Here is a 23,789-nt window from a genome sequence, read left to right as displayed (position 1 = left end):
CGACTTCACGTAAACTTGTAAATGCCCCTCTTCCGCGCATTTGCCATACTGCTTTTACTGTCGTACGGTAGCTCTCTGTCCGCGCAAAAGGAGCAGGCTCACTTCTTCCGGCTCACCTACGCCAACGACTACTTTACGGCCACCGATTACTACTTCACGCAGGGCATCCGGCTGGAGTACGGCAGCGGCCGGCATGTTTTCGGTATGGGGCAGGAGGGGTACACCCCCACGAGCATCCGGGCCGACCAGATCTTGCGCGACGACCGGCCATACGCGGGTGCACTGTACTTCATTTACGGCAACCAGCGGGCGGCGGCGCGCGGGTTCCACACCGAGCGGAAACGGCAATACTATTCGGAGGTGCTGGCCGGAGTGATCGGTCCGCCCTCACTCGCGGCGGCCGAACAGAAGTGGATTCACCGGCGGACCGGCAACGTAGCTCCAATGGGGTGGGAGTACCAGATCGCTACGGATGTACTGCTCGATTACCAATTGATGGCAAGTTATAAAATATTGAGCTACAGGTGGTTGCAGGTGTACAGCGAAGTGAAGGGTCGGGTGGGAACTTACCGTACCCGATTGGGACTTGCCTCCGAGATACGCTTTGGCTTGCTGCCCACCGGTGCTCGCCGTTCGGGAATTGTGTTGCACCTGCGCCCCGCCGCCCGCCTGGTGGGTTATGACGCGAGTCTGCAGGGCGGACTGTTCAATCGGCAGAGTCCGCATACCCTATCCGCAAGCGATGTGTCGCGGATCGTTGGGCAGGCAACCGCGGGAATAGAGGTAAAGCTAGGTGGCGTGCAACTAGAATTTTCCCACACCTATCTGACGCAAGAATTCCGGCAGGGTAGGGGGCACGCCTGGGGGACGGTGGTGCTGCAGTACGACTGGTGAGTTTTCGGACAGTTCGCGTGTTACCTCCTACTTCACTCCGACACTTTGTATGAGGAGCTCGAAGTCCTGTTCTTCCCCGTTGGCAATGAGGAAATCGATCACGGCGACGCGATCACCTTCGTAGTTGGGAACGTCGACCGGTTCGCCGTGGTGGATGGCGGTCATTTCGTCAAAGGACATTTCCACGGTTTGCCATTCCCCGGTCGTCTTGAACTCACCGTAGTGGGTGAACTCTTGATCCTCGTCGGCCATGACCCTGAACTGGTAGACTTTTCCGTCGCCCTTCACGCGTAGTACAAAACGGTCAGTACCCTCGGGCTCAATGGGCTGGTCAAGGGTATGGTTGATGGAGGAGAAGCCGCCGTCGTTTTCCAGGCTCACGTGACCGTGGAAACGGCCGACGCCTTGGCGGCTCACTTCGAAGTTCCCTTTGGATCTGCCACCCATGACGGTATCGTCCTGGACTTCCCATTCGGAAGCATCCGAGCTGGTTGAAAATTGGTACCAAATAGTGTCGGTATGCGTAGACATGGGCAGCAGGGATGCGAGGATGAATAATAGGTGCAACATAAATACTGTAAGGGCGCGCGTTGGGGGGATGTTCGGACATTTTAGGTCGAGGCCTTACAGGCCGAGCGCCAAGGCCCGCTACCATGTTGGGCTGAGGGCCTTGCGGCCCGACACTTAATACAACCCGAGACCCGGTTACAAACACAGGTTTGCGCGACAAACATCCGATGTACCCACTGCCGGCGATTGGTTTCCAACCACTTCCTGCGTACTTTAAGGAAATGAGCGAGGCAACCGCGTTCCCAGCCACTTAACCTTCTAAATATTCGACAAAGATGAACGACCAAACCATTCCCCACGTAGGCATAGTCACCTACCGTCCCCAGCACAAGGATCGTTTGATCGCGAAGTGGTACTCCAATGAGCTGGACTCGGGAGAGATCGGAACCGGCGTGGCTATTGGGCCGACCGACGACGGATTTCCCGGAATCTACCACATCACCTATCATCTCGCAGACGGCACGGAGTTGGGTAACTACGATCTTGAAATCACCCAACAGGGAGACGCTTATCAACTCACCTGGCGGTCGCCAACTGGCATCGCCTACCGTGGCATCGGCATTCTGATGGGTACAGGCCTGGTGGCCGGATATCGGCGCGTGGATGAATAGTGCCAATCGGTGAATGAATTCGGTTGTGGTAACCGATTGGTCGGTATAACGCGTATTAGATTTAGACTTTGCGTGTGGCGAAATTATTTGATAAACGGTTGATAATTAACCGGTTGCCGATGTGCGTGAATAAAGTTATTTATCGTTACTCATCCAAAGTTTTCTTTTTTCGAAAAGTTTGTCGAAATATTAGAAATTGGAAGGGTAGGGGAAATTCAGTTTACAACTACCAGCTTATTAAACTGGAGCCTCTTTTGAAACCTCTTCAGTTGCTGACTATCAAAATGCATTGACCTGATTCCCAGATTTATATCCTTGGCTGCAGCCTGACTTGGACCAATTCGGAGCTATCGATTCTCCTCACCCGACGAACCATCTAAGCTCAGAGTACAACACTAAAGGGACGTAGGAATTGATGAGCAAGATTATCGAGCTGCTGGTGAGGAGTCGGTGTACTCACCAAGGTAGTGCCACGAAGTTTATAGGACGGATAGGTCAACTTGTTTGTAATTGGACTGGAGTCCAATACCATAAACCGGCTTCGATTACAGACTACATTTTCAGTTTGGATGAAAGCCCATAATTTATATTATGTTAATTAGAATTAATCCAACTGCCCGCTATTGCCTTATCCAACCGTCCAACCGTGCTCAGATACCGATGAAAAGAATACCTCTTTTGTAGTAGAACCTAACTGTTTGCGAGTAAAATTCACTCGGCTACCATGTGGAGGGTTATGGCTCCAAGACGCAACGAGCCTCCGTTGCAAACGACGAATATCAAGGATAAATAGTCAGCGTTAGAAGACAGTTGGCACAGCCTGTTACTCCAGGCCTCTGCCCAGTCGATTCAAGACCATGCTGGTGTAGACAAATGGCCGGGTTATTGGTACTTCTCATTTAGGTGATCCGCATATCCGGATCGCCACCCATTAATGCCTTTCGGTAAGGCAATCACGCCACACTGCTTTTATACAAGGGATGTAAATTCGGGCACCTCTCCCCCACCCTCCAGCGGTGTAGGCGCACCCAGATGCCCACTGGCTACGACGCCGGAAGTCAGCACTTAGAAAAGGTTGACGATCTCATCCGCATTGCCCACGGTTCTTAACCTGCCACCGGGTAACGCGCACGACTACTATTGCGCGGTATGCCAGTATTTAATAGCTTTACTATCATTACCTTCCTGTTCTCCAAACCTCATCCACTATGACCTCCCTTAACAAAATCAAATGGGCACTCGGTATTGCCCTGGTTTTTCTACTGATCCTGACGACCAACCTGGTCGACCGACACAACTTCGGTGCCGTGGAAGAGACCCTCGAAACGATCTACGCCGACCGGCTCGTGGCCCACAGCATTATTTTTGACCTGTCTGAGTTGCTACGCGAGAAGGAGATGGCTTACGCCCGACTTTCCGGCCCGGATTTGGCTTCCGCGACCGCCGCAAACCAACAGACGATACGGGCAGCGATCGACCGCTTCGCGGATACAAAACTGACCGAACGGGAAAGCCTGGTATTTGAGCGACTGCGCGAGAGCGTCCAGCACCTGGAGGAAAAGGAGGATAAATTCCTGGCCGAAGATGCCGACGGCGCATTACTGCGGCAACCAGTGACCGAAGTCCGCCAAACCCTGCGCGAATTATCGGATATCCAGCTTACGGAGGGACAACGCCAGCTTTCCATGGGCCGCAAAGCGCTGGGCAGCGTACACCTTTTTACTCAACTGGAAATTGTGGCACTCATCGTCCTTGCCATCATCGTCCAGTTCATCATTCTCTACCCCGCAAGCCTGCGCGACGAGAAAGACAGCTATCTGTAACGCTGGTACAGTAAGCACACGCTGGGGTTGCCGGCCACCATAAGGCCACTCTTCAGACTTCCGCCCGGCTTCCACGCCTCTCGGCGTGCCTGCCTATATCAGCACCCGCGTCCGCGCCCCGGCTGTATACGGTTTGCCTGAATTGCTGCCCCTTCCGACTATCAATTGCCAGTGCCTCTTGGAACCACGACCGGCACATCAGCAACTGGTACAGGGTCCAGAAAACGATCCCGGCCAACTTGGCGCCGTCCTCGAGCAGGAAAGTCTCGTCGAGTCCGACATAATTCGCCAGTCCTGGCGTCTGGTCTACTAGCATCGAGCAGGCAAACAATCCCAGGGCGATCAGCAACAGGGGAAAGGGCGAGGCGAGGATTTGGTGGAGAAACAGCACGAAATAGCCCAGCAAAAGACAGAAATAGATCAGGAAGGCAACCGACTCGCCCAGTCCGAGAACCTCGTCGAAAAAGGTTTCGTGCATCCGGAAGGCATCGTCGATGGCCAAGGTGAGCGTCACCACCAGGGAATACAGGATGTAAGCGCGTACGCGGTGAGAAGGCGAGGGATAGCTAAGCAGCATCAACAGCAACGAACCGAGTCCGAGGGACCAGAGCATTATCCCTAGCTGGGAAAACAGGCCGTGCGAAACCGGCAGATCAACCTCCGACCCCATGTCCCGAAATAGCAGGCCATAAGTCGTCGGCAGGCTCGAATGAGCCAGGATGGCGGCGAGCAGCAGGATGCTGCAGATCGCGATACCCACCAGCAATGCCGGTAGGTTGCCGCGCAGGGTGCGCAGCAGGTTGTGGTAATAAGGGTGTTTGATAGTAGTGTCGTTGGGGTTCTCAAAACAAAACATAAATTTAATGTACCTACGTGTACCGCGCACGACCTTAACATTCAGCTTCCGGGGATGGAGGGTGGGCTTGCGTGCGGCTTCGCCGTAGTACTTCTACCGGCGGTATGGAGAATTCGCGTTTACTTTGCTGCCATGCTATCCAGTGCCATTGCTTACCTCGAATCCATCGACCCCATCCTGGCGGCGCTCTACGCTTCCCTGTTCACCTGGATCCTCACCGCAGCGGGGGCGGCGCTGGTGTTCTTCTTTAAAGGTATGAACCGTACCCTGCTTGACGGGGCGCTGGGCTTCACCGGGGGTGTAATGGTGGCCGCCTCTTTCTGGAGCCTGCTGGCGCCTGGCATTGAGATGAGTCCGGGCGACGGATTCGTGCGGGTGATTCCCGCCGCGGTGGGCTTCGCTACGGGTGCCCTGTTCATCTTCGGCCTGGACAAGATCCTTCCCCACCTGCACATCAATTTCAAGGAGAGTGAAAAGGAGGGACTGAAATCGCCCTGGCACCGCACTACCCTGCTGGTTCTGGCCATCACCTTACACAATATCCCCGAGGGCCTGGCCGTCGGTGTCCTCTTCGGTGGGGTGGCCGCAGATATGCCCGGCGCGTCGATCGGTGGGGCGGTGGCCCTGGCCCTGGGCATTGGCATCCAAAACTTCCCCGAGGGGCTAGCGGTGTCCATGCCGCTGCGTCGCCAGGGCGTGAGCCGCTTCAAGTGCTGGTGGTATGGTCAGCTGTCCGCGGCCGTAGAGCCAATTGCCGCAGTAACCGGGGCGCTGGCCGTTACCTTCTTTACCCCCATCCTCCCCTACGCACTGGCCTTCGCCGCCGGGGCCATGATCTTCGTCGTGATCGAGGAGGTTGTGCCGGAGACCCAACTGGAGAGCAACACGGATATCGCCACGCTGGGCTTCGTAGTCGGCTTCATAGTTATGATGACGCTTGACGTTGGTCTGAGTTAAAGACTACTATCATTTCTTTGGGCGCGGCCGCGGGTGCCGGGCATAAAAAAAGCGCGCAATACCGGGTGGTACTGCGCGCTCAGTTCATGTGTTTGTCAGGTAGCCCGCTAGTCGGCGATGAACAGCGAAGCGATGTCGAGCACGGCTTGCTTGCTCAGGGGCTCATCCCAGGCCTCGGTGATGTGGTTACGGCTTACGCTGGTCAGGGTAGTGACGTTGAAGCCTAACTGCATTACGTTATCCTCACCCATGTAGACTGCATCAGCGGCACCGGCACCCGTGGTGTTCTCAGCGTTGGTGATCCAGCCCTTGGACCCGCGAATACGGCGGATCTCGGAGGCGTGGCGCGCTTCCACGGAGTGGATCTGGAGGGCGGCGGTAAGTACGGCACCGTTACCCATCAGGTTTGCGGCCTGGCCTTTGTAGGCGCGCACTCCGGTATCTTCGAAGGCCTGGGCAAGGGCCAGGAAGATGGTCTGGTTGGAAAAGACGTTGTTGAAGTTTCCACCGGCCGTAAAGTCAAAATCGGGCTTGTCGACGGGGTCGCCGCCGGCACCGCTGATGGCAGACTTGAGGAACTCCACGTGGGCAGCCTCGTGGTCGCCGATAAGAGAGATCGTTTCACGGAGATCGCCCGTGAGTAGTCCGTCGGAGTCCAGTCCCATGGCGTAGTACTCGGCTTCGAGGTACTCCAGGGTGAGGGCGAAGTTGAGGACGTCAACGATGCTATCGCCGCTGCTTTGGGCGGCTATTGGGTTAGATTTCAGGAAGGCGGCCAGCGGCAGGGCCACAGTGGCGGCTTTACCGACCGTGCGGCCGATCTGACCGAAGGCCTCGCGGCGCGTGGTCAGCTGGGGGGTGGAACCGTTCGCCCCCCGTTCAAATTCATTAAAGAGATGTAGGAATTTCATGTTGTTTCTTTTGGGGTGGACTACTGGGGCAGACCGCTTGCGTCAATATTGGTGGTGATGAAGGTCTTGGCGATGTTGAGCACCTGGGAAGGGGTGCGGGCCAAGTCGAGACCGTTCGAGTCGACTACTTCACTGCTGGCGAAGGCGCGGGGCGAAGCGCTGTTGATGCTGCGGATGGCGGCGGCGTGGCGTGCTTCGACGCTCACGATCTTGCCGGCGATCACCAGAAAGTCGGGATTCTGCAACAGACGACCGGCGCCGTTGTAGGCCGATACACCAAGGTCTTCAAAAGCCTGGGCGGTACCCAGTACGCTGCTGCGGCTGTCGAAGTCGATGCTGCTGAAGTCAACCCCCAGGGCTGGAATGGCGGTGGCCACGGAACTGATGGCGGCCTCGAAGAATTCGGCGTGGGCACGCTCGTGGGCCTCCAGGTCGGTCATGATCTGTTTCTCCTCAGCGCTGGCGCTGGCGAAGTATCCACCCTGCAGCACCTGAGCGTAGAAGGCGGCTTCCAGTTGCTCGAGGGCGTAGGCGTAGTTGAGAACGCCAACGTCGCCGCTGCCGAGATTAACGGTTTCATCGATCATGATGGGGTCGTCGTCGTCTTCGCATCCGGCTAGGAATAGTCCGGCGGCGGCCAGTCCGAGACCGGACTTGCGCAGGAACGACCGGCGATTGTGGGGGTTCCGGTCGGCAACGACGCGCGACTCGGTGAACTTGGGTAACTTCATAAGGTCATTTGGTTTACTGGTACGTACGTAAGTTGGGTACCAAAGGATTGCTGAAAGGTGAAATCATTTCCCAAAGGTTGTCTGCGGGACAAAGCGTCGATGAATGCGATATATTTGCATGTATTAGTGAACATGCCCCCACGATCGGATACTGGCGCGCAAATTTTGTAGGTTGCGGCATGAAAATTGAGAATAGTACCGCCATCATTACCGGGGGGGCTTCCGGACTGGGAGAAGCTACTGCCCGCCTGTTCCACGGGGCCGGCGCCCGTGTGGCCCTGTTTGACCTGAATCGCGAGCGGGGTGAAGCCCTGGTAGGCGAACTGGGCGAGAATGCCAGCTACCACGAAGTCGATGTCACCGACCACGCCGCAGTTACGCGGGCCGTCGGGGAGGTGCGCGAACGCTTTGGCGACTTGCACGTATGCTGCAACTACGCGGGTATAGCCCCGGCCGTGAAGACCATCGGCCGCGACGGGCCGGGAGATGCCGCCCTATTCGCTAAGGTGATCAACATTAATTTGATTGGGACTTTCAATGTCTCCAGTATTGTCGCTTATGCGATGGCGCAGAACCAACCCCTGGACAGAGACGGGAGCCGAGGGGTGATCCTCCACACCGCCTCCGTAGCGGCTTACGAAGGACAGATCGGCCAGGCCGCCTACAGCGCCTCCAAGGGCGGGGTGGCCAGCATGACGCTGACCATGGCGCGCGACCTGGCCCGCAACGGCATCCGGGTCAACGCCATTGCGCCCGGCCTGATCCACACGCCCATGTTTGATGCCTTCCCGCAGGAGGTGTACGATTCCCTCTCGCGCCAGCCCCTGTTCCCGGTCCGGCTCGGTCAGGCCGAGGAAGTGGCCCGTCTGGCCCGTCACATCGTCGAAAACGACTACATGAATGGTACGGTGGTACGAATGGACGCCGGTATCCGCATGCAGCCCCGCTAGGCCCTACCCTATTTGTACGTATCAGGTAAAACAGCTAGGTTACCCCTCATGGAGAATTTAACCGCCACCGTTGCGGACCAATCGTTTGACATTAGCGCCGAGACCTTGTCCGACCTGAACATCGTCGGGCCCTACCACGGTAAATATCACCTCATTGTGGACGGCGAAAGCTTCGCCTGCGAATTGATCGAGGCCGACTCTTTTGGCAAGCGGCTTACGGTCGCGATCGATCGCCGTCGCTTCACCGTAGCGTTGGCCGATTCCTACGACCGTATCGTGCAGGAACTGGGCCTCGCCACCACCGTAGCCACTACGACCAACGAAGTGACCGCCCCGATGCCCGGCCTGATCTTGCAGGTTATGGTGGAAGCCGGTACGGAAGTGGAGGCCGGCACGCCCCTGCTGGTGCTGGAAGCCATGAAGATGGAAAATGTAATCAAGGCCGAAGGCGCTGGCACCGTAAAGGCGGTAAAGGTCAAGGTGGGCGAGGCGGTCGACAAACGACAGTTGCTAATCGAAATGGAATGAAGAAAATACTCGTTGCCAACCGAGGCGAGATCGCGCTGCGCATCATGCGCACCGCCCGCCGCCTGGGCATCACTACGGTAGCCGTCTATTCGGACGCCGACCGGGAATCGCCACACGTCCGCTTCGCAGACGAGGCCGTACACCTGGGGCCGCCGCCCTCGAACCAGTCGTACCTGGATATGGACAAAGTGATCGCCGCGGCCCGCGATACGGGTTCCGACGCCATCCACCCGGGCTACGGCTTCCTGAGCGAGAATGCGGAGTTCGCGCGCCGCGTGGCCGCCGCGGAACTGATATTCATCGGGCCCCGGCCGCACGCCATCGAGGTGATGGGGAACAAGCTCGCAGCCAAGGACACGGTAAGTGCCTACGACATCCCGATGGTGCCAGGCCTGGACGAGGCCGTAGACGATCCCGAGCGCGCGCGGGCCGTAGCCCGCGAGATCGGCTTCCCCATCCTGATCAAAGCCGCTGCTGGCGGCGGCGGCAAGGGCATGCGCGTGGTGGAATCGGCCGATGAACTGGAAGACCAGATGAACCGCGCCATCAGTGAGGCGCGAAATGCCTTCGGCGACGGCAGCGTCTTCATCGAGAAGTACATCGCCTCGCCCCGCCACATCGAGATCCAGGTGCTCGCCGATACGCACGGCAACTGTGTGCACCTCTTTGAGCGCGACTGCAGCATTCAGCGACGGCATCAAAAAGTAGTTGAGGAAGCCCCTTCGGCCGTCCTGGAACCCGCGCTCCGCCGCCAAATGGGAGAAGCGGCGGTACGGGTCGCCCAGTCGTGCGACTACGTGGGCGCCGGAACCGTAGAATTTCTGCTCGACGCTGACCACAATTTCTACTTCCTGGAAATGAATACCCGGCTCCAAGTCGAACACCCCGTTACGGAACTGATCACCGGCATCGACCTTGTGGAACAGCAAATTCGCGTCGCGGAGGGGGAACCCCTGGCGTTCCGGCAGGAGGACCTGAAGATTAACGGCCACGCCCTCGAACTCCGGGTGTACGCCGAAGACCCCACCAACAACTTCCTGCCCAGCATCGGGCGGCTGACCACCTACCGCCCGCCCACTTCCGGTGCGCGCGTTGACGACGGTTTCGAGGAAGGTATGGACATCCCCATCCACTACGACCCCATGATCGCCAAGCTGATCACTCACGGCGCTACCCGTGGTGAGGCAATCGAAAAGATGCTAACCGCCATCGCCGAATTTCGCATCGAAGGAATCGAGACTACCCTGCCCTTCGGTCGGTTCGTCTTCACCCATGAGGCGTTCCGCTCGGGCGATTTCGATACCAACTTCGTGAAGGCCCACTTCCGCCCCGAGGCCATTGCCGAAGCGGATGAGAGCGCCAACCGGGCCGCCGCCCTGTTCGCCGCCTACCTTTACCAACAGAATTCCGCCTGCCTGACCGTCCCCCGGTCAAGCTCCATCGAGTGGCTTAGCCGCCACTAACCAACCCGCCCCGACCAAATGGATAAACTACAGACCCTCAACGATAAACTGAGCAAGGCTCAACTGGGCGGCGGTGCCGACCGCATCGCCAAGCAGCACCAGAAGGGGAAGCTGACGGCGCGCGAACGCGTCAACCTGCTCCTTGACCCCGGAACCTTCGAGGAAGTAGGCGCGCTGGTGACCCACCGGACCACCGACTTCGACATGCAGGAGCAGGTCTTCTACGGCGACGGCGTGATCACCGGCTACGGCACGGTCGACGGCCGCCTGGTCTACGTATTTGCGCAAGACTTTACGGTGTTCGGGGGCTCGCTCTCCGAAACCCACGCCGAGAAGATCTGCAAGATCATGGATATGGCGGTCAAGACGGGCGCGCCCCTGATCGGACTCAACGACAGCGGCGGCGCGCGCATCCAGGAGGGCGTGCGCTCCCTTGGGGGCTATGCGGACATCTTCTACCGCAATGTCCAGGCCTCGGGGGTGATCCCGCAACTGTCTGCCATTATGGGGCCCTGCGCAGGCGGGGCGGTCTACTCGCCGGCCATGACCGACTTCACGATCATGGTAGAGCACACCAGCTACATGTTCGTGACGGGGCCTAACGTGGTAAAAACCGTGACCAACGAATCGGTGACCAGTGAGGAACTCGGCGGGGCGTCCACCCACTCCACCAAATCGGGTGTCACCCACCTCACCGCCGCCAACGACGTGCTGTGCCTGAAGCAACTGCGCCGTCTGCTAAGTTATCTGCCACAGAACTGCGAAGAAAAACCCATCGAGTACCCCTACTCCCTCGGTTCGGAAATCCGGGAGCAATTGAACGGGATCGTACCAGACAGTCCGAACCAACCCTACGACATGCGCGAGGTGATTCGGGGCATCATCGATGAGGACAGCTTCCTGGAAATCCACGAACGCTACGCGGAGAATATTGTCGTGGGTTTCGCCCGCCTTGGAGGCAAGAGTATCGGCATCATTGCCAACCAGCCCTATAGTCTGGCCGGGGTGCTCGACGTGGACAGCTCCAAGAAGGCGGCCCGCTTCACCCGTACCTGCGACTGTTTCAACGTGCCCCTGCTGGTGCTGGTCGACGTACCCGGCTTCCTGCCCGGCACGGACCAGGAGTGGAACGGCATCATCACCAATGGCGCCAAACTGCTCTACGCCCTGAGCGAAGCTACCGTGCCGCGGGTCACCGTGATCACCCGCAAGGCCTATGGTGGGGCCTACGATGTGATGAACAGCAAGCACATTGGGGCCGACTTCAACTACGCCTGGCCGGGTGCCGAGATCGCCGTAATGGGTGCCAAGGGGGCCAGCGAGATCATCTTCCGCCGCGAGATCAAGTCGGCCGACGATCCAGCCGCCAAACTCGCGGAAAAAGAAGCCGAGTACGCGGAAAAGTTTGCCAACCCCTACCGGGCGGCCCAACGCGGGTTTATCGACGAGGTCATCTACCCACAGGATACGCGGCGCAAACTCATTCGCGCTTTCGCCTCCCTGGAAGGCAAGGTCACCGTACTACCCAAGAAGAAGCACGGGAATATTCCGCTTTAGGTTGGGACGTTTTTGGTAGAGCTATTGTCTCGGCTTGCCGGGCCTAGACCTTAATCCCGCAACTTACTGCCAACGATCCCCAGGTCGAGGAGGACGGCAATGATCAGGCCGACGGTCTGCACGCTTTCGAAGTAGGTCTCCGAAATGCCGTACCACAGCGTCGTGAGCGGCAGAAAGATGAATCCCAGCAAGGGAATGAGGAAGCCGTCGAAAGCCGCGCGGAACCAGCCCGTGAAAAAGTACAGGAGCACGATCACGAGGCGGGGGAAGAAGAACCCCAGCAGAAGAATGAGTAGTGGCATAGTGGAAGGGAGTGAACCGCGGGGCCACGCCCTGCGGGTAAGTGATTACGATCTGGGATGGGCCACCCGCCAAAGAATACCGGCATCGTCGTCGGCCACCAGCAGGCTGCCGTCGGGCAGGACCGATACGCCTACTGGCCGACCCCAGACCTTACCCGCGGAGGCGTCCGCGATAAAGCCCGTCAGGAAGTCCTCCGGCGGCTGTGGATTGCCCTGGGCATCGAAGGGCACGAAGACAACTTTATAGCCGCTGAAGTTGGAGCGGTTCCAACTGCCGTGCTGTCCCACAAAAGCCCCGTTCCGGTAACGATCGGGAAACTGTTCGGCGGTGTAGAATACCAGGCCGAGCGAAGCCGTGTGGGCTCCCAGGGGTACATCGGGAACTATGGCCTCGTCCACCAGCTCCTGGTGCGGGTCGTCGGCCCACCGGGGGTCGTTGATATGTCCAAAATAGCTGTAGGGCCATCCGTAAAAGCCGCCCTCCTGCACGCTGGTAATGTAATCGGGTACCAGCTCGTCGCCTAGTTTGTCGCGTTCGTTGACGGCCGTCCACAACTCTCCGGTAATCGGGTTCCAGTCCATGCCTACCGGGTTGCGCAGTCCGGTAGCGTACTCCCGCACCGCGCTGCCGTCGGGATTCGCCTCCAGGATGGTGGCCCGGTTCCTTTCGGCCTCCATGCCGTTTTCACCGACGTTGCTGCCGGAACCTACGGACACGTAGATCTTGCTGTCGTCGGGGGCGGCCAGCAGGTTGCGCGTCCAGTGATTGTTGTAGCCCTGGGGTGGCGTGGAAACTACCTTTTCGCCTTTGCTGAGATCAAGTTCACGCTGCCCGGTCGTGTAGGGGTACCGGTAAGTGGCGTCGGTATTGGCCACGTAGAAATAGTCGTCGAGGATGAGCATCCCAAAAGGTTGGTTAAGCCCGGTGGCGAAGACAATGCGCTCTTCTGCCCTGCCATCACCGTCGGCGTCCACCAGTTTCTGGATGCGATCGGCGCTGTTGCGCGTGTTGCTTTCAACGACAAAGATCTCCCCCTCGGGCGAGATGTAGGTGCTGCGCGGGTGCTGCAGTCCGTCGGCAAAGCGGTTAACCGTAAAGCCTTCGGGGGCCCGGGGGGTGCGATCGGCGGGCCAGTCGGTGATCTCGCTCAGCTTTACGGCCGACTCGCTGCTGTAGGGGCTGGGAAGCTGGAGTGGACCGATGGCTGTAGCTACGGTTACGGGACCTTGCTCGGCAAGGGCGGCCTTTTGATCGTTGCTAACCTGGGAGGCACAGGAGGTGACCGTTAGCAATGCCACCGCGGTCAGGGATAGTAATTTCATACTGCTCAAACAGGTAGGCAAGGGTGGCGGGTTCGCGGGTGCGGTGAAATTAGGTGGGGCCGGGCAGGTGGCTCAGGGGGCGGCTTATTGTATAAATGACCATATGTACTGCCGCAGTTGCCACGTCTTTACCCAGGTAAAGTAGAATTGAAAATTTATTGTGTGGAAGCTTGGATTTTTATTTTGGGGGTTTAACTTGCGACAACCTAAAACACTCTTCCCGCGGTCCGGCCCTTTGGCCCTCCTGGTTTCCCTGACCGTCGTGCCGCGGCAATAGCCGTTTCAATTCCAAGTCCTCTAACCCGTGGTCCGGTTGTCCGGATCCTACCGGCGCTCCCGTGCCCACTGTACCGTCATGCCCTGACCACACCAACCCGTTTTTACCTATGAAACCTGTATTACACCTTTTTCCCTTTCTCTTTTTTGCCCTGTTGACCTCCTGCACCGAAGACAGCACGCTGGACGCCGAGGCACTCTCCCCCACCACCACTTTTCTGGTAGACCACAACGAGGACGGCCACGTCCAGGTAGCCGACCTCGGATTGGAAGCTCCGATCATGCAGCACGTTGACGGGCACTCGGCCCACTACGGCGAAGCGGTACCCTACACGGAGGTGCGGCCCGACGGCACCACCGCCAACCGTTACCTGGTTGACGGCGACATTGCCCTGACCAAGGACCAACTGCGGGAACTGCGCGCCATGGATGCTACCCTGGAAAAGCAGTACCGTACCAACAACCTGGTCAGCGACAATGCCATCAGTGTGGTCGGATACACCGGCAGCGGCTTTGCCCTGACGGCCAAGATGCGTACGGCCCTGCAGTGGGCGGTAGCCAACTACAACGCATTAAACACCACCAAACAGTTCACCCTCACCTTTGGCGCAACCACCAACGCCGACATCGTAGTTTACCGCAACGAGTCGAACAACGGCGCCGGCGGCGTGGCTGGCTTCCCCAGCGGCGGTCAGCCCTACAAGTGGGTGGAGATCTACAACGGTATGGAAAACTATGACACCAACGTGAACGAGCACGTGATGACCCACGAGATCGGCCACGCTATGGGCCTGCGGCACACCGACTGGTTCAGCCGGGAATCCTGCGGACAGTCGGGCGAGTCGGCCGGTTCCGACGGTGCAGTACACATTCCGGGTACGCCAACCGGCTTTGATGCTAATTCCGTCATGCTCTCCTGCTTCAGCAGCGGTGAGGACGGTGAGTTCGGCTACTACGATCGCGTTGCGCTCGAGTACCTATACTAGCCTAATACAGATGCCATACGAGACCCGCTTTTCGCCAAAGGAAAGCGGGTCTTTTTTGTTATTAGCATAATAAGTCGCATTTTTGGCCCCGCTGCGAAACGCTTTTCAGTCTGCACTAGGCAACCGGACCATTAAAGTGGTACCGAGTTGTGCTTCCATTCTAAACCACGCCCCAACGCCGTTTCGCTTACTCGCTGCACCGGCGTCCCCGCCTGATGGTGCGCAATTTCCACCAACCGACAAGTATAGATATGACTATCACCCCAACGAACACGGAGATGAAGCTAAAGCGCATCTTTATCCAGAACCAGCTGCCCGAAGCCCTCACCCCCCTGCACCGGATGAGCCACAATATTTTGTGGTCGTGGATGCCCCAGGTTTCGGAACTCTTTATGAGCATCGATCCGCAGCAGTTCGTAGAACTAAATTATAACCCGGTCGCCCTGCTGGAGAACCTGGCACCCGCCCGCCTCAACGAGCTGGCTCAAGACAAGGATTTCCTACAACGCGTCAACGCCGCCGAGAAGGCCTTTGATGCCTACCTGGCCGAGCCGCAAAAGCCGAATCTGCCGCGGGTGGCCTACTTCAGCATGGAGTACGGACTGCACATCAGCCTGAAACTCTACAGCGGGGGCCTGGGCGTACTGGCCGGCGATTACCTGAAGGAAGCCAGCGACAGCAACGTCGACCTCTTCGGCGTAGGATTGCTGTACCGTTACGGGTACTTCAACCAGGGACTGAGTCTCAACGGCGATCAGGTACACCACTATCCCGCCCAGAAATTTACCCAACTGCCGGTGGAGCCCGTCCGCCGCGAAGACGGAAACTGGTTGAAAATCACGGTAGGCATCCAGGGCCGGATCGTGCAGGTCAAGGTTTGGAGCCTGGCCATTGGCCGCATCAAGCTTTACCTGCTCGATACCGACCACGAAGACAACAGCCCAGAAGACCGCGCCCTGACGCACCAACTCTACGGGGGCGACAACGAGCACCGCCTGAAGCAGGAGATCCTGCTCGGTATCGGAGGCGTACGCGCTATCGAGGAAATGAACCTACTACCGGACATCTACCACCTCAACGAGGGGCACGCCGGTTTCCTTTCCATTGAGCGCCTGAAGAACTACGTTGACGGTGGTCTTACCTTCCCCGAAGCCCGCGAAGTAGTGCGCGCCTCCAGTCTATACACCACCCACACGCCGGTGCCGGCCGGCCACGATCACTTCTCGGAGCACCTGATGCGGTCGTACCTCTACAACTACGCGTCCGAACTGGGGATCGAATGGTCCGACTTCATGGCCCTGGGCCGTCTGAACCCCGAGGATGAGCACGAGGACTTCAATATGTCCAAACTGAGCATCCGTCTGAGCCAGCGCGTCAATGGGGTATCCCGCCTGCACGGACAGGTGAGCCAGGAAATGTTCACCAGTCTCTTCCCGGGCTACACGGCCGAGGAAGTGCACATCGGCTACGTCACCAACTCCGTCCACTACCCTACCTGGATCGCGGAGAGCATACATGACCTGTTCACGACCAAGTTCGGCAACGATTGGGTGCGGGACCAGAGCAACAAGGAGATCTGGCGGAAAGTCCACCAGATCGACGACGAGACCCTCTTCAAGACGCGCCATGCCCTCAAGGTGCGGTTGCTCAACTACGTGAAGAAGAAGCTTGAAGTCGATATGCGCCGCCGCGGCGAGAGCCCCCGGACCACCTTCGACATCCTCAGCAAGATCAACGACAAGGCCCTCGTGCTCGGTTTCGCCCGCCGCTTTGCCACCTACAAGCGCGCTACCCTGCTGTTCACCAACCGCGACCGACTGCGGGAACTGGTCAACCGCAAAGACCAGCCCGTCATCTTTCTCTTCGCCGGAAAGGCGCACCCGGCCGACCAGGGCGGACAGGACCTCATCCGGCAGATCGTCCACATCAGCAAGGATCCGGAGTTCGCCGGCAAGATAATCTTCCTGGAGGACTACAATATGGAGATGGCCAAACTGCTTACGCAGGGCGTCGACATCTGGCTGAATACCCCAACCCGACCGTTGGAAGCCTCCGGCACCTCAGGCATGAAAGCCGCCCTGAACGGATCGGTCAACTTCTCTGTCCTCGACGGCTGGTGGGCCGAGGGCTACCGCCCCGACGCGGGCTGGGCCCTGCCGCTGGAGCGCACCTACGACGATCAGTACCTGCAGAATGAGCTTGACGCCGAGACCATGTACCGCATCCTCGAGGAAGAGATCATCCCGACCTTCTACAAGCGCGATGAGCGGGGCATCAGTCCGGAATGGATGGGCTACGTGAAGCAGATCATCGCCGAGGTGGCTCCCACCTTTACAATGAAGCGGATGATGGACGACTACTACGAGCGATACTACCTGCCCCTGGGCAAGAGTGCCGCCGCGATACGCCAGGACGGTATGCAGCCGGCAAGGGATTACGCCGCCTGGAAGGAGGACACCGCCGCCCGCTGGGAGGGTATCGAAACCGTGGAGAACAACAGTTTCGATACCATGAACCACGCCCTGCCCGTCGGAGAATCTTTCACCGCTGAGGTGGTGATCGCCACCAACGGCATCGACGCGGATCACCTGGTACTGGAAGCGCTCTTTTACCAGCGCATCGACGAGGAAAAGATCGTACTGCGGCGCAGCCAACCCTTCGAACGGATAGCAAGCACCGAGGGCACAGCTACTTTCCGCATTCAGCTCGACCCGAGCCTTGCCGGTGTGTACGAGTATGGCTTCCGCCTGCGTCCGACGCACGAATTGATGCCGCACGCCCAGGACCTTAATCTGGTATACTGGATCTGATGGAACCGGCAACCGTCCAAATGCTGAACCTGCGCTTGCCCACCGACCCGCGGTGGGTGAACCTGGCGGAGATGGACCTGGAAGAGATACTGACGGATCACGCCTACTGCGAGCAGAAGGCCGCCACCAGTTGCATCTCTTTGATTCAGGGATATCCGGAGCGCGACGAGCTCGTCCGGGAGTTGGCCCCCATCGTCACTGAGGAGTGGGGCCACTTCCGGGCGGTCCTCGCCGAACTCGACCGGCGGGGACTGAAGCTAGGTCGGCAGCGCAAGGACGAGTACGTGAACGCACTGCTGGACTTTTCGAAAAAGGGCGGCGGACGCGACGCCGCCCTACTCGAACGCCTGCTGATCTTCGCCCTCATCGAGGCGCGCAGCTGCGAGCGCTTCCGGCTGATGAGCCTGTACGTCTCCGACGAAGACCTACGCAGGTGGTACCACAAGTTCATGGTGGCCGAAGCAGGCCACTACGTACTATTCATCGAATTGGCGAGAAAGTATTTTCCGCGGGATGTGGTCGACCAGCGCTGGAAGGAATACCTGACCTTCGAGGCCGAATTGATGCAAAAACTGGAAGTACGGGGCGACCGGATGCACTAGCCGTGCTGCGCGGCCCGCTCATCGCGGATCCGCAGGTACCGCAAGAGGCCCGTCACGCTCATGTACGGCGGATTGGCCGCCAGGTAAGATTCCAGATCAACGGGGGAAACGCCGGCTTCCACCAGACCGTCGCTGTAGAACCGTTTGAAGAGCGGCTCGACCGTTTCGGCGCTGGTACCGTCCCGGTAGTAGGGTTCTATCCAGCGGACAAATTCATCCAGTCGTTCTGCGAGTTCCGTCAGATGACGATCGACGTCGCTTATTTCTCCGTAGTGCGTGAGGTAGAACCGCTGCGCTTGCAAGCTGCGTAACCGATCGATGGAAGCATACCAGGCCTCCGCGTCAATATCCGGCGGCGGGCAGGGTGGAACCACCGGACCTGCGTTAATGCGGCAACCCCCGACATCCCCCGTGAATACCGAAACGTCCACCTGCCACGCGATGTGGTGGCTGGCGTGCCCGGGTGTGTGGTGGGCCGTCCATCGCCGACCTCCGATCGTGAGTTCCTGTCGGTCCTCTACGGCGGTGAGCCGATCGGGAGAGATGGCTTCCATCTTACCCCACAGTTCTTCCATGCGGCCACCGTAAATCTGGCGGGCTGAATTATACAGTCGGGTCGGGTCGAGCATATGCTTGTACCCGCGCGGGTGAACGTGCACTTGCGTCCCCTGCTGCGCCCACCACCACGCAGCACCCGCGTGATCGAAATGAATGTGGCTGAGCAGCAGTGTGTGCACCTGTTCGGGCCGGATGTCAGCGTTTGCTAATCCCTCAATAAGCGCTTCGTGCGTGGAGTAGGGTCCGCATTCTACCAGCGTGTACCCTGCATCATCGGGCACCGCGAATGCGGCAATAGATTTGGGTTTATCCAGAAAGTGAAGGTCAATTATAATTACCATAAAAAGAAAATTCTGGATGAGTAATTAACGCAACGCTTCCACGTGCTCGATAATGGCATCGGCTACGGCCACCACTGGCTGGCCGGCGTCTACGTATTGGATGTTCTCCCCTTCCCCGAATACGGAGAAGGCGGCAAGAAAGCTTTCTCGGACGTGCGTCAGCTTTTCCAGGGTTTCGTAAAGTTCGTCCTCACCGTTGCGCCCGGCAATACGCTGCATACTTTCGGTGGGTTCCAGATCGAGGAAGATGGTCAGGTCGGCGGGCAAGGCGGTCTTGGCCTGCCGGTTCAGCGCGGCGATCCAGCCGGGATCGACAAACTCACTTTGGTACGCCAGGCTGCTGAAGTAATACCGGCTAGCGATCACGTGGTGACCGGCGGCCAGTAGATCCAGTATGCCGGATTCCGGGTGGAAAATGTGCTCGACGCGGTCGGCCGCAAAAAGCGCAGCCAGCGTTCGGGGGTCGACGGAGATCTCCTTTTGCAGGATGCTGCGGATGAGCCGACCGGTGGGCAGGTCCGTCGGTTCGGCGGTGAGGCGACATGACTCGCCGCGGGACTGCAGGTAGTCGCGGAGCATTTCGAGCTGGGTGGTCTTGCCGCTGCCGTCCAGACCTTCAATTACGATGAACAGGGGACGTGACATACTATTCTTCTTCCGCCGGGGCGAATTTGGCGCGACCACTACGGTCCACGACCGTAGAACTGGCCTGCTGGGTGCCCTGCAGCACCACGTCCATAATGTTTACGTGGGGCGGCTGGCTGACCATGAAGTGGATCGCTTCGGCCACGTCAACCGACCGCAGTGGTTGAAAATCGTCGTAGATCCGGGCGCGCTCGCGGTCGCCGTCGAAGCGTACCACGGCGAATTCGGTCTCCTCCACGTGGGCGGGGCAAATTTGTCCAACCCGAATGCCGTGCTTCACCAGGTCCAGACGCATGGAGTAGGTCAGGGCGTCGACGGCGTGCTTCGTGGCGCAGTACACGTTGCCGTTGGGGTACACTTCCTTGCCGGCGGTGCTGGCCACGTTAATGACCATGCCCCGGCCCCGGGCCACCATGCCGGGGGTGATGGCACGGGTGACGTAAAGGAGTCCCCGCAAATTCACGTCGATCATCTCGTCCCAGTGGTCGAGGTCTCCGGCGTGGATTGGGTCGAAGCCCTTGGCCTTGCCGGCGTTGTTGATCAGGATATCAATGTTTTCCCACTCCGGGGGCAGCCCCTCTACGGTCTCCCCTACCCGGTCGCGGCGGGACACGTCAAGCGTAATGGGGTGAACCTCCGTGCCGTGCGTATCGCGTAGTTCGCTGGCAAGTTTATCCAACCTTTCGGTGCGTCGGGCGGCAATGATGATGCGGTACCCTTCCCGGGCCAGGCGGCGCGCGGTAGCCAATCCGATGCCGGAGGTAGCTCCCGATAGAAAGACCGTTTTGCCGGAACCGGGTTTTTCCGGGGCGGCGGGCGCGGGTGCCGGGCGGCTCTGCTCCAGGAGCATGGCTTCGAGGTCGGCGATATTTTGTTTCAGGGCCACCAGGGCTTCATTAGCAACGCCGGAATTTCCGGTGGTAGCGGGAGTTGGGCGACCGGCGGCCTGGAAGGCGCGGCGATTGGCGGGGGTGTCGAAGGCCGGCTCCAGGCTGACCGCAAGGAGGTAGTTCTTCCGGGCCTGCTGAAAATCACCCTGGTCGAATTGCGCTACCGCCAGACGGTAGTGGGCGGGGGCGTGTTCGGGATCGCGCTGAATGGCCTTCTCCAGCATTTTGACCACTTTTCTTTCCTTACCGGGGATCTGGGCCAGCGCTTCGGCGTAGCGGAAAAACAGCTCTCCACTGGCGCTGCTCTCGTGGGTGGCCCGACGCAGGTAGGCGACGGCCTCGGTAATCTCTCCCGGAAAATGATCGGCAAGCAAGTAGCCCAGGCGCTGATTTACTTCCGGGTAGGCGGGCTGCACGTCCACGAGCCGCTCCCAGTCGTCGCGCGCGCGCTGGTGGTCACCCGCTGCGCTGTAGAGTTCGCCGCTGAGAAACAGGGCATCGGGATAGTGCGGGTCGTTGTCCAGCAGGGCGTCGAGTTCCTCCCGCGCATCCGCCAGCCGGTTAGCGGCCAGGGCGAGCATGAGCGCGTACTGGTAGTGCAGTTCGAGTTCCTCCGGGTGGTTTTCCAGGGAGAGGTGCAGCAGTTCCAGTCCACCGGCGGTATCGCCGGCGTCGGACATTCTCCAGGCGCGGGAGATCCACTCCTGGAGTTGTTCCTCGATGGATTCTTCGAGCAGGGTATCGGTCATTTCTTCGGGTTCGGGTTGGGGGGCGGGAGCGGGTTGTGGTGCCGGGGAAGCCGGCACTTGGGGTTCAGGTGTGGCACCCGCGCTTGCCGCCCCCGAAGATTCCTGGGGAAGGGGCTTGCGCTGGCCGGCCATTTGGTAGAGGGGTGCGTAGTCGGTGGCCCGCAGTTCCGCATCTTCAATGGGCTGGCGCGCCAGGATCAGTTCCATAACCTCTTCCACGCCGATGCTGGTGTCGCGGATCTTGCGGAGGTAATTTTTGAAGGCGTGCTGTCCGACGGCGTCCGTGTAGTGCTCCCCACCGCGCCGCAGTTCGATGTAGCGGTCCTGCCAGAGGCTCAGGTAGCGGGTGATGTCGGAGCGGTCGGCCAGGGTGGTGGTTTCGGTGATAACCTCGTCCTGGTCCGGATCATAGCGATGGCCGTCCACCACGATGGGCAGGATGGTGCGGTCGGTCTGCAGCCACTCGGCCGCGCGCAGCATGCAGTTTGGGTTGGTCAGGAAATTGTGGCTCACCAGCACGACGAGCGGCAGCTGGTTTTTGCGCAGCAAGTCTACAAGCAGTTCGCCCTCGTTGGCCCGGCCGGCGGAGTAGTGTTCGAACTCGACCTGCGGCTCAACGGCCCCGGCGAGGCGCTGGGCGGTGGAGAGATCTTCGTGACTGTAGGCGATAGCCAATAAGGACATAAAGCGGAGACGGGTGAGCGGCAAAATAGGAAAAAGCCCCCAGTCGGAAAGGGGCCGGCCGACAGCAGCGTCAAACAAATTGAGTGACGGCGAAACTAATATTTACCTTTGCCCTTTCAGTTTGGGTTATGCACAACAACACGAAGACAAACATCTGGACTCCCCTGACCTACAGCCTGATGCTGGGGATCGGATTACTGACCGGATTTCTCCTGCGCACCGAAGCCCCCCTGGTTTCCATTGGCGGCGGTGGAACCACCGGAAATTCCGGCGGCCGGGTCGAGCAATTGATGGGCTATATCGAAGCCCGTTATGTCGATGAGCCCGACCAGGAAAAACTCTACGAGGCGGCAATCAACGCCGTGCTGGAAGAACTGGACCCCCACAGCAGCTACATCCCCAAAGAAGAACTGCAAGCCCTCACCGAATCCATGGAAGGCAACTTTGAAGGGATCGGCATTGAATACCTGGTGGTGGACGATACGATCACCGTGGTGAGTGCCCTGCCCGAAGGGCCCTCCGCCGAAGCCGGATTATTGCCAGGCGACCAGATCATTTACGTCGAAGACAGCCTGGTTACCGCCGTCGAGGAAAGGGGCATAGACCCCGCCGCACTCATGCGGGGCGAAGGAGGTACGGACGTCACCATCCGCATTCGCCGGCCCGGACAGAGAAAACTGATGCCCTTCACCATCACGCGGGCCCCCATTCCCGTGTATAGCGTGGACGCCGCCTACACCATCAACAAAGAGACCGCCTACGTCAAGATCAACCGTTTCAGCCAGAACACCTATTCGGAGTTCATGCAGGCGCTGGAAGAGCACCTGGAAAAGCCCGGTGCCAAGAATCTGATCATCGATCTGCGGGGCAACCCCGGCGGCTACCTGCAGGAAGCCACGAAAATGCTGAGCGAGTTGTTCGTTCAGCGCGGAACCCTACTCGTCTACACCGAGGGTCGCAACAGCAGCCGCCAGCCCTACAAGTCCAGCGGACGTGCCCGCTACAACATCCAAAAAGTGGCCATCTTGGTGGACGGTGGATCGGCCAGTGCGAGCGAGATCGTGGCCGGTGCCGTTCAGGACCACGACCGCGGCATCATCGTCGGCCGGCGCACCTTCGGCAAGGGATTGGTGCAGGAACAGTATCCCCTGGCCGACAGCTCGGCACTTCGACTTACCGTAGCCCGCTACTATACGCCGAGTGACCGCAGCATCCAGCGCAGCTACGAAGGCGACGACGACTACCGCGGCGACCTCAACCGCCGCTTCGAAAGTGGGGAGCTTACCGGGCGGACCCACGTGCAGGTCGACAGCAGTCTGGTTTATTACACCGACAACGGCTACCCGGTGTACGGCGGTGGCGGCATCACGCCCGATTATTACGTGCCGCTAGACAGCAGCCTCAACAACGAGAACTTCCTGCGGCTGCGGCAGCAGATCGCGCCGTACATGTTCACCTACCTGCGGGCCCACCCTGAGGTGCGGGATTACGCCGACGTGAGTGAACTGCAGCGGAGTTTCCGGCCGAATATGGACGCCGTTATCGATTCCCTGGCCACCCTGGCGGCCCGCGACTACGAGGGCGTCAGCACGGATCTGCCGCGCCACCTGAGGTCGGAACTCGAGCGACAGTTCACCGCCCGCTTAGGACGGCACCTGTTCGGGCCCGGGGCCTACTACCAGATCTACAACCAGGAGGACGAGACAGTGCAGGAAGCGTTGCGCTTGCTGCGCAACACCGACCCACTGGCCGCGGCCCGCGGCAACAAATAG

The 23,789-nt window shown here is 59.2% G+C and carries 21 protein-coding genes; 12 read left to right on the top strand and 9 right to left on the bottom strand.

Features of this window, described 5'->3' with window-relative positions:
• Window positions 1-21: 21 nt before the first annotated feature.
• A complete protein-coding gene (locus E4021_RS02150; protein WP_136456250.1) occupies window positions 22-894 on the top strand; it encodes a lipid A deacylase LpxR family protein in 873 nt (290 codons plus the stop codon).
• 27 nt (window positions 895-921) lie between these two features.
• On the opposite strand, the gene E4021_RS02145 is transcribed toward E4021_RS02150, so the two are convergent.
• Window positions 922-1,464: a CIA30 family protein gene (locus tag E4021_RS02145; protein WP_136456249.1), complete on the bottom strand. Its 543-nt coding sequence runs from the start codon at window positions 1,462-1,464 to the stop codon at window positions 922-924.
• 275 nt (window positions 1,465-1,739) lie between these two features.
• Here E4021_RS02145 and E4021_RS02140 point away from each other — a divergent pair, with 275 nt between their 5' ends.
• Together E4021_RS02140 and E4021_RS02135 are read left to right on the top strand one after the other, a co-directional pair.
• The gene (locus E4021_RS02140; protein ID WP_136456248.1) at window positions 1,740-2,075 is read left to right on the top strand and encodes a hypothetical protein; all 336 of its coding nucleotides are present in this window, start codon (window positions 1,740-1,742) and stop codon (window positions 2,073-2,075) included.
• A 1,208-nt stretch (window positions 2,076-3,283) separates the two neighbouring features.
• Window positions 3,284-3,898 (top strand): MCP four helix bundle domain-containing protein, encoded by a 615-nt coding sequence (locus E4021_RS02135; protein ID WP_136456247.1) that lies wholly within the window; start codon window positions 3,284-3,286, stop codon window positions 3,896-3,898.
• A 52-nt stretch (window positions 3,899-3,950) separates the two neighbouring features.
• On the opposite strand, the gene E4021_RS02130 is transcribed toward E4021_RS02135, so the two are convergent.
• Window positions 3,951-4,754, bottom strand: coding sequence for a hypothetical protein (locus tag E4021_RS02130; protein ID WP_136456246.1), 804 nt, complete (start codon window positions 4,752-4,754; stop codon window positions 3,951-3,953).
• 132 nt (window positions 4,755-4,886) lie between these two features.
• Here E4021_RS02130 and E4021_RS02125 point away from each other — a divergent pair, with 132 nt between their 5' ends.
• Window positions 4,887-5,711: a ZIP family metal transporter gene (locus E4021_RS02125; RefSeq protein ID WP_136456245.1), complete on the top strand. Its 825-nt coding sequence runs from the start codon at window positions 4,887-4,889 to the stop codon at window positions 5,709-5,711.
• 107 nt (window positions 5,712-5,818) lie between these two features.
• On the opposite strand, the gene E4021_RS02120 is transcribed toward E4021_RS02125, so the two are convergent.
• Together E4021_RS02120 and E4021_RS02115 are read right to left on the bottom strand one after the other, a co-directional pair.
• A complete protein-coding gene (locus E4021_RS02120; RefSeq protein ID WP_136456244.1) occupies window positions 5,819-6,622 on the bottom strand; it encodes a ferritin-like domain-containing protein in 804 nt (267 codons plus the stop codon).
• 20 nt (window positions 6,623-6,642) lie between these two features.
• A complete protein-coding gene (locus E4021_RS02115; RefSeq protein WP_136456243.1) occupies window positions 6,643-7,353 on the bottom strand; it encodes a ferritin-like domain-containing protein in 711 nt (236 codons plus the stop codon).
• Between the two features lie 179 nt (window positions 7,354-7,532).
• Between E4021_RS02115 and E4021_RS02110 the strand changes: the two genes are divergently transcribed.
• From E4021_RS02110 to E4021_RS02095, 4 genes are read left to right on the top strand one after another with little or no spacing between them, the layout of a single operon-like run.
• Window positions 7,533-8,303 carry an SDR family NAD(P)-dependent oxidoreductase gene (locus E4021_RS02110; RefSeq protein WP_136456242.1) on the top strand — a complete coding sequence of 257 codons (771 nt, stop codon included), beginning with the start codon at window positions 7,533-7,535 and terminating at the stop codon, window positions 8,301-8,303.
• 48 nt (window positions 8,304-8,351) lie between these two features.
• Window positions 8,352-8,831, top strand: a complete 480-nt coding sequence (locus E4021_RS02105) for an acetyl-CoA carboxylase biotin carboxyl carrier protein subunit (protein WP_136456241.1) — start codon at window positions 8,352-8,354, stop codon at window positions 8,829-8,831.
• Window positions 8,828-10,294: an acetyl-CoA carboxylase biotin carboxylase subunit gene (locus E4021_RS02100; RefSeq protein ID WP_136456240.1), complete on the top strand. Its 1,467-nt coding sequence runs from the start codon at window positions 8,828-8,830 to the stop codon at window positions 10,292-10,294. Before E4021_RS02105 ends, E4021_RS02100 begins: the two co-directional genes overlap by 4 nt.
• 18 nt (window positions 10,295-10,312) lie before the next feature.
• Complete coding sequence (locus tag E4021_RS02095) at window positions 10,313-11,851, top strand: acyl-CoA carboxylase subunit beta (protein WP_136456239.1); 1,539 nt, start codon at window positions 10,313-10,315, stop codon at window positions 11,849-11,851.
• 50 nt (window positions 11,852-11,901) lie between these two features.
• Here E4021_RS02095 and E4021_RS02090 read toward each other — a convergent pair whose 3' ends face one another.
• Together E4021_RS02090 and E4021_RS02085 are read right to left on the bottom strand one after the other, a co-directional pair.
• Window positions 11,902-12,153, bottom strand: coding sequence for a hypothetical protein (locus E4021_RS02090; RefSeq protein ID WP_136456238.1), 252 nt, complete (start codon window positions 12,151-12,153; stop codon window positions 11,902-11,904).
• Window positions 12,154-12,198: 45 nt separating this feature from the next.
• Window positions 12,199-13,476: a PQQ-dependent sugar dehydrogenase gene (locus E4021_RS02085; protein ID WP_136456237.1), complete on the bottom strand. Its 1,278-nt coding sequence runs from the start codon at window positions 13,474-13,476 to the stop codon at window positions 12,199-12,201.
• Window positions 13,477-13,862: 386 nt separating this feature from the next.
• Between E4021_RS02085 and E4021_RS02080 the strand changes: the two genes are divergently transcribed.
• The 3 genes from E4021_RS02080 (at window position 13,863) to miaE (ending at window position 18,150) form a co-directional block, all read left to right on the top strand.
• Window positions 13,863-14,738 carry a M57 family metalloprotease gene (locus E4021_RS02080; protein ID WP_136456236.1) on the top strand — a complete coding sequence of 292 codons (876 nt, stop codon included), beginning with the start codon at window positions 13,863-13,865 and terminating at the stop codon, window positions 14,736-14,738.
• Between the two features lie 251 nt (window positions 14,739-14,989).
• The gene (gene glgP / locus E4021_RS02075; protein WP_136456235.1) at window positions 14,990-17,548 is read left to right on the top strand and encodes an alpha-glucan family phosphorylase; all 2,559 of its coding nucleotides are present in this window, start codon (window positions 14,990-14,992) and stop codon (window positions 17,546-17,548) included.
• Window positions 17,548-18,150 carry a tRNA-(ms[2]io[6]A)-hydroxylase gene (gene miaE, locus E4021_RS02070; RefSeq protein WP_136456234.1) on the top strand — a complete coding sequence of 201 codons (603 nt, stop codon included), beginning with the start codon at window positions 17,548-17,550 and terminating at the stop codon, window positions 18,148-18,150. The genes glgP and miaE overlap by 1 nt, the downstream gene beginning before the upstream one ends.
• Here the strand turns inward: miaE and E4021_RS02065 are convergent.
• Genes E4021_RS02065 through E4021_RS02055 form a run of 3 tightly spaced genes read right to left on the bottom strand, consistent with a single transcriptional unit; the run spans window position 18,147 to window position 22,017 of the window.
• Entirely contained in the window at window positions 18,147-19,049 is a 903-nt protein-coding gene (locus E4021_RS02065; protein ID WP_136456233.1) for an MBL fold metallo-hydrolase, read from the bottom strand. The genes miaE and E4021_RS02065 overlap by 4 nt on opposite strands.
• A 24-nt stretch (window positions 19,050-19,073) precedes the next feature.
• Entirely contained in the window at window positions 19,074-19,694 is a 621-nt protein-coding gene (gene tmk / locus E4021_RS02060) for a dTMP kinase (protein WP_136456232.1), read from the bottom strand.
• Window position 19,695: 1 nt separating this feature from the next.
• Window positions 19,696-22,017, bottom strand: a complete 2,322-nt coding sequence (locus E4021_RS02055; RefSeq protein WP_136456231.1) for an SDR family NAD(P)-dependent oxidoreductase — start codon at window positions 22,015-22,017, stop codon at window positions 19,696-19,698.
• A gap of 128 nt (window positions 22,018-22,145) precedes the next feature.
• On the opposite strand from E4021_RS02055, the gene E4021_RS02050 reads away from it, so the two are divergent.
• On the top strand, window positions 22,146-23,789 hold the full coding sequence (locus E4021_RS02050) for a S41 family peptidase (protein ID WP_136456230.1): 1,644 nt from the start codon (window positions 22,146-22,148) through the stop codon (window positions 23,787-23,789).

Origin of the sequence: Neolewinella litorea (assembly GCF_004803465.1) — a bacterium.
Lineage (GTDB): Bacteria > Bacteroidota > Bacteroidia > Chitinophagales > Saprospiraceae > Neolewinella > Neolewinella litorea.
The sequence above is the reverse complement of the archived record's forward strand: the minus strand, read 5'-3'. Positions and strand labels throughout refer to the sequence as shown.

What these genes read in the sequence shown, in the direction of transcription:
- E4021_RS02150 (WP_136456250.1), top strand. Translation starts at nt 22, where the DNA reads ATGCCCCTCTTCCGCGCATTTGCCATACTGCTTTTACTGTCGTACGGT.
- E4021_RS02145 (WP_136456249.1), bottom strand. Translation starts at nt 1,464, where the DNA reads ATGTTGCACCTATTATTCATCCTCGCATCCCTGCTGCCCATGTCTACG.
- E4021_RS02140 (WP_136456248.1), top strand. Translation starts at nt 1,740, where the DNA reads ATGAACGACCAAACCATTCCCCACGTAGGCATAGTCACCTACCGTCCC.
- E4021_RS02135 (WP_136456247.1), top strand. Translation starts at nt 3,284, where the DNA reads ATGACCTCCCTTAACAAAATCAAATGGGCACTCGGTATTGCCCTGGTT.
- E4021_RS02130 (WP_136456246.1), bottom strand. Translation starts at nt 4,754, where the DNA reads ATGTTTTGTTTTGAGAACCCCAACGACACTACTATCAAACACCCTTAT.
- E4021_RS02125 (WP_136456245.1), top strand. Translation starts at nt 4,887, where the DNA reads ATGCTATCCAGTGCCATTGCTTACCTCGAATCCATCGACCCCATCCTG.
- E4021_RS02120 (WP_136456244.1), bottom strand. Translation starts at nt 6,622, where the DNA reads ATGAAATTCCTACATCTCTTTAATGAATTTGAACGGGGGGCGAACGGT.
- E4021_RS02115 (WP_136456243.1), bottom strand. Translation starts at nt 7,353, where the DNA reads ATGAAGTTACCCAAGTTCACCGAGTCGCGCGTCGTTGCCGACCGGAAC.
- E4021_RS02110 (WP_136456242.1), top strand. Translation starts at nt 7,533, where the DNA reads ATGAAAATTGAGAATAGTACCGCCATCATTACCGGGGGGGCTTCCGGA.
- E4021_RS02105 (WP_136456241.1), top strand. Translation starts at nt 8,352, where the DNA reads ATGGAGAATTTAACCGCCACCGTTGCGGACCAATCGTTTGACATTAGC.
- E4021_RS02100 (WP_136456240.1), top strand. Translation starts at nt 8,828, where the DNA reads ATGAAGAAAATACTCGTTGCCAACCGAGGCGAGATCGCGCTGCGCATC.
- E4021_RS02095 (WP_136456239.1), top strand. Translation starts at nt 10,313, where the DNA reads ATGGATAAACTACAGACCCTCAACGATAAACTGAGCAAGGCTCAACTG.
- E4021_RS02090 (WP_136456238.1), bottom strand. Translation starts at nt 12,153, where the DNA reads ATGCCACTACTCATTCTTCTGCTGGGGTTCTTCTTCCCCCGCCTCGTG.
- E4021_RS02085 (WP_136456237.1), bottom strand. Translation starts at nt 13,476, where the DNA reads ATGAAATTACTATCCCTGACCGCGGTGGCATTGCTAACGGTCACCTCC.
- E4021_RS02080 (WP_136456236.1), top strand. Translation starts at nt 13,863, where the DNA reads ATGAAACCTGTATTACACCTTTTTCCCTTTCTCTTTTTTGCCCTGTTG.
- glgP (WP_136456235.1), top strand. Translation starts at nt 14,990, where the DNA reads ATGACTATCACCCCAACGAACACGGAGATGAAGCTAAAGCGCATCTTT.
- miaE (WP_136456234.1), top strand. Translation starts at nt 17,548, where the DNA reads ATGGAACCGGCAACCGTCCAAATGCTGAACCTGCGCTTGCCCACCGAC.
- E4021_RS02065 (WP_136456233.1), bottom strand. Translation starts at nt 19,049, where the DNA reads ATGGTAATTATAATTGACCTTCACTTTCTGGATAAACCCAAATCTATT.
- tmk (WP_136456232.1), bottom strand. Translation starts at nt 19,694, where the DNA reads ATGTCACGTCCCCTGTTCATCGTAATTGAAGGTCTGGACGGCAGCGGC.
- E4021_RS02055 (WP_136456231.1), bottom strand. Translation starts at nt 22,017, where the DNA reads ATGTCCTTATTGGCTATCGCCTACAGTCACGAAGATCTCTCCACCGCC.
- E4021_RS02050 (WP_136456230.1), top strand. Translation starts at nt 22,146, where the DNA reads ATGCACAACAACACGAAGACAAACATCTGGACTCCCCTGACCTACAGC.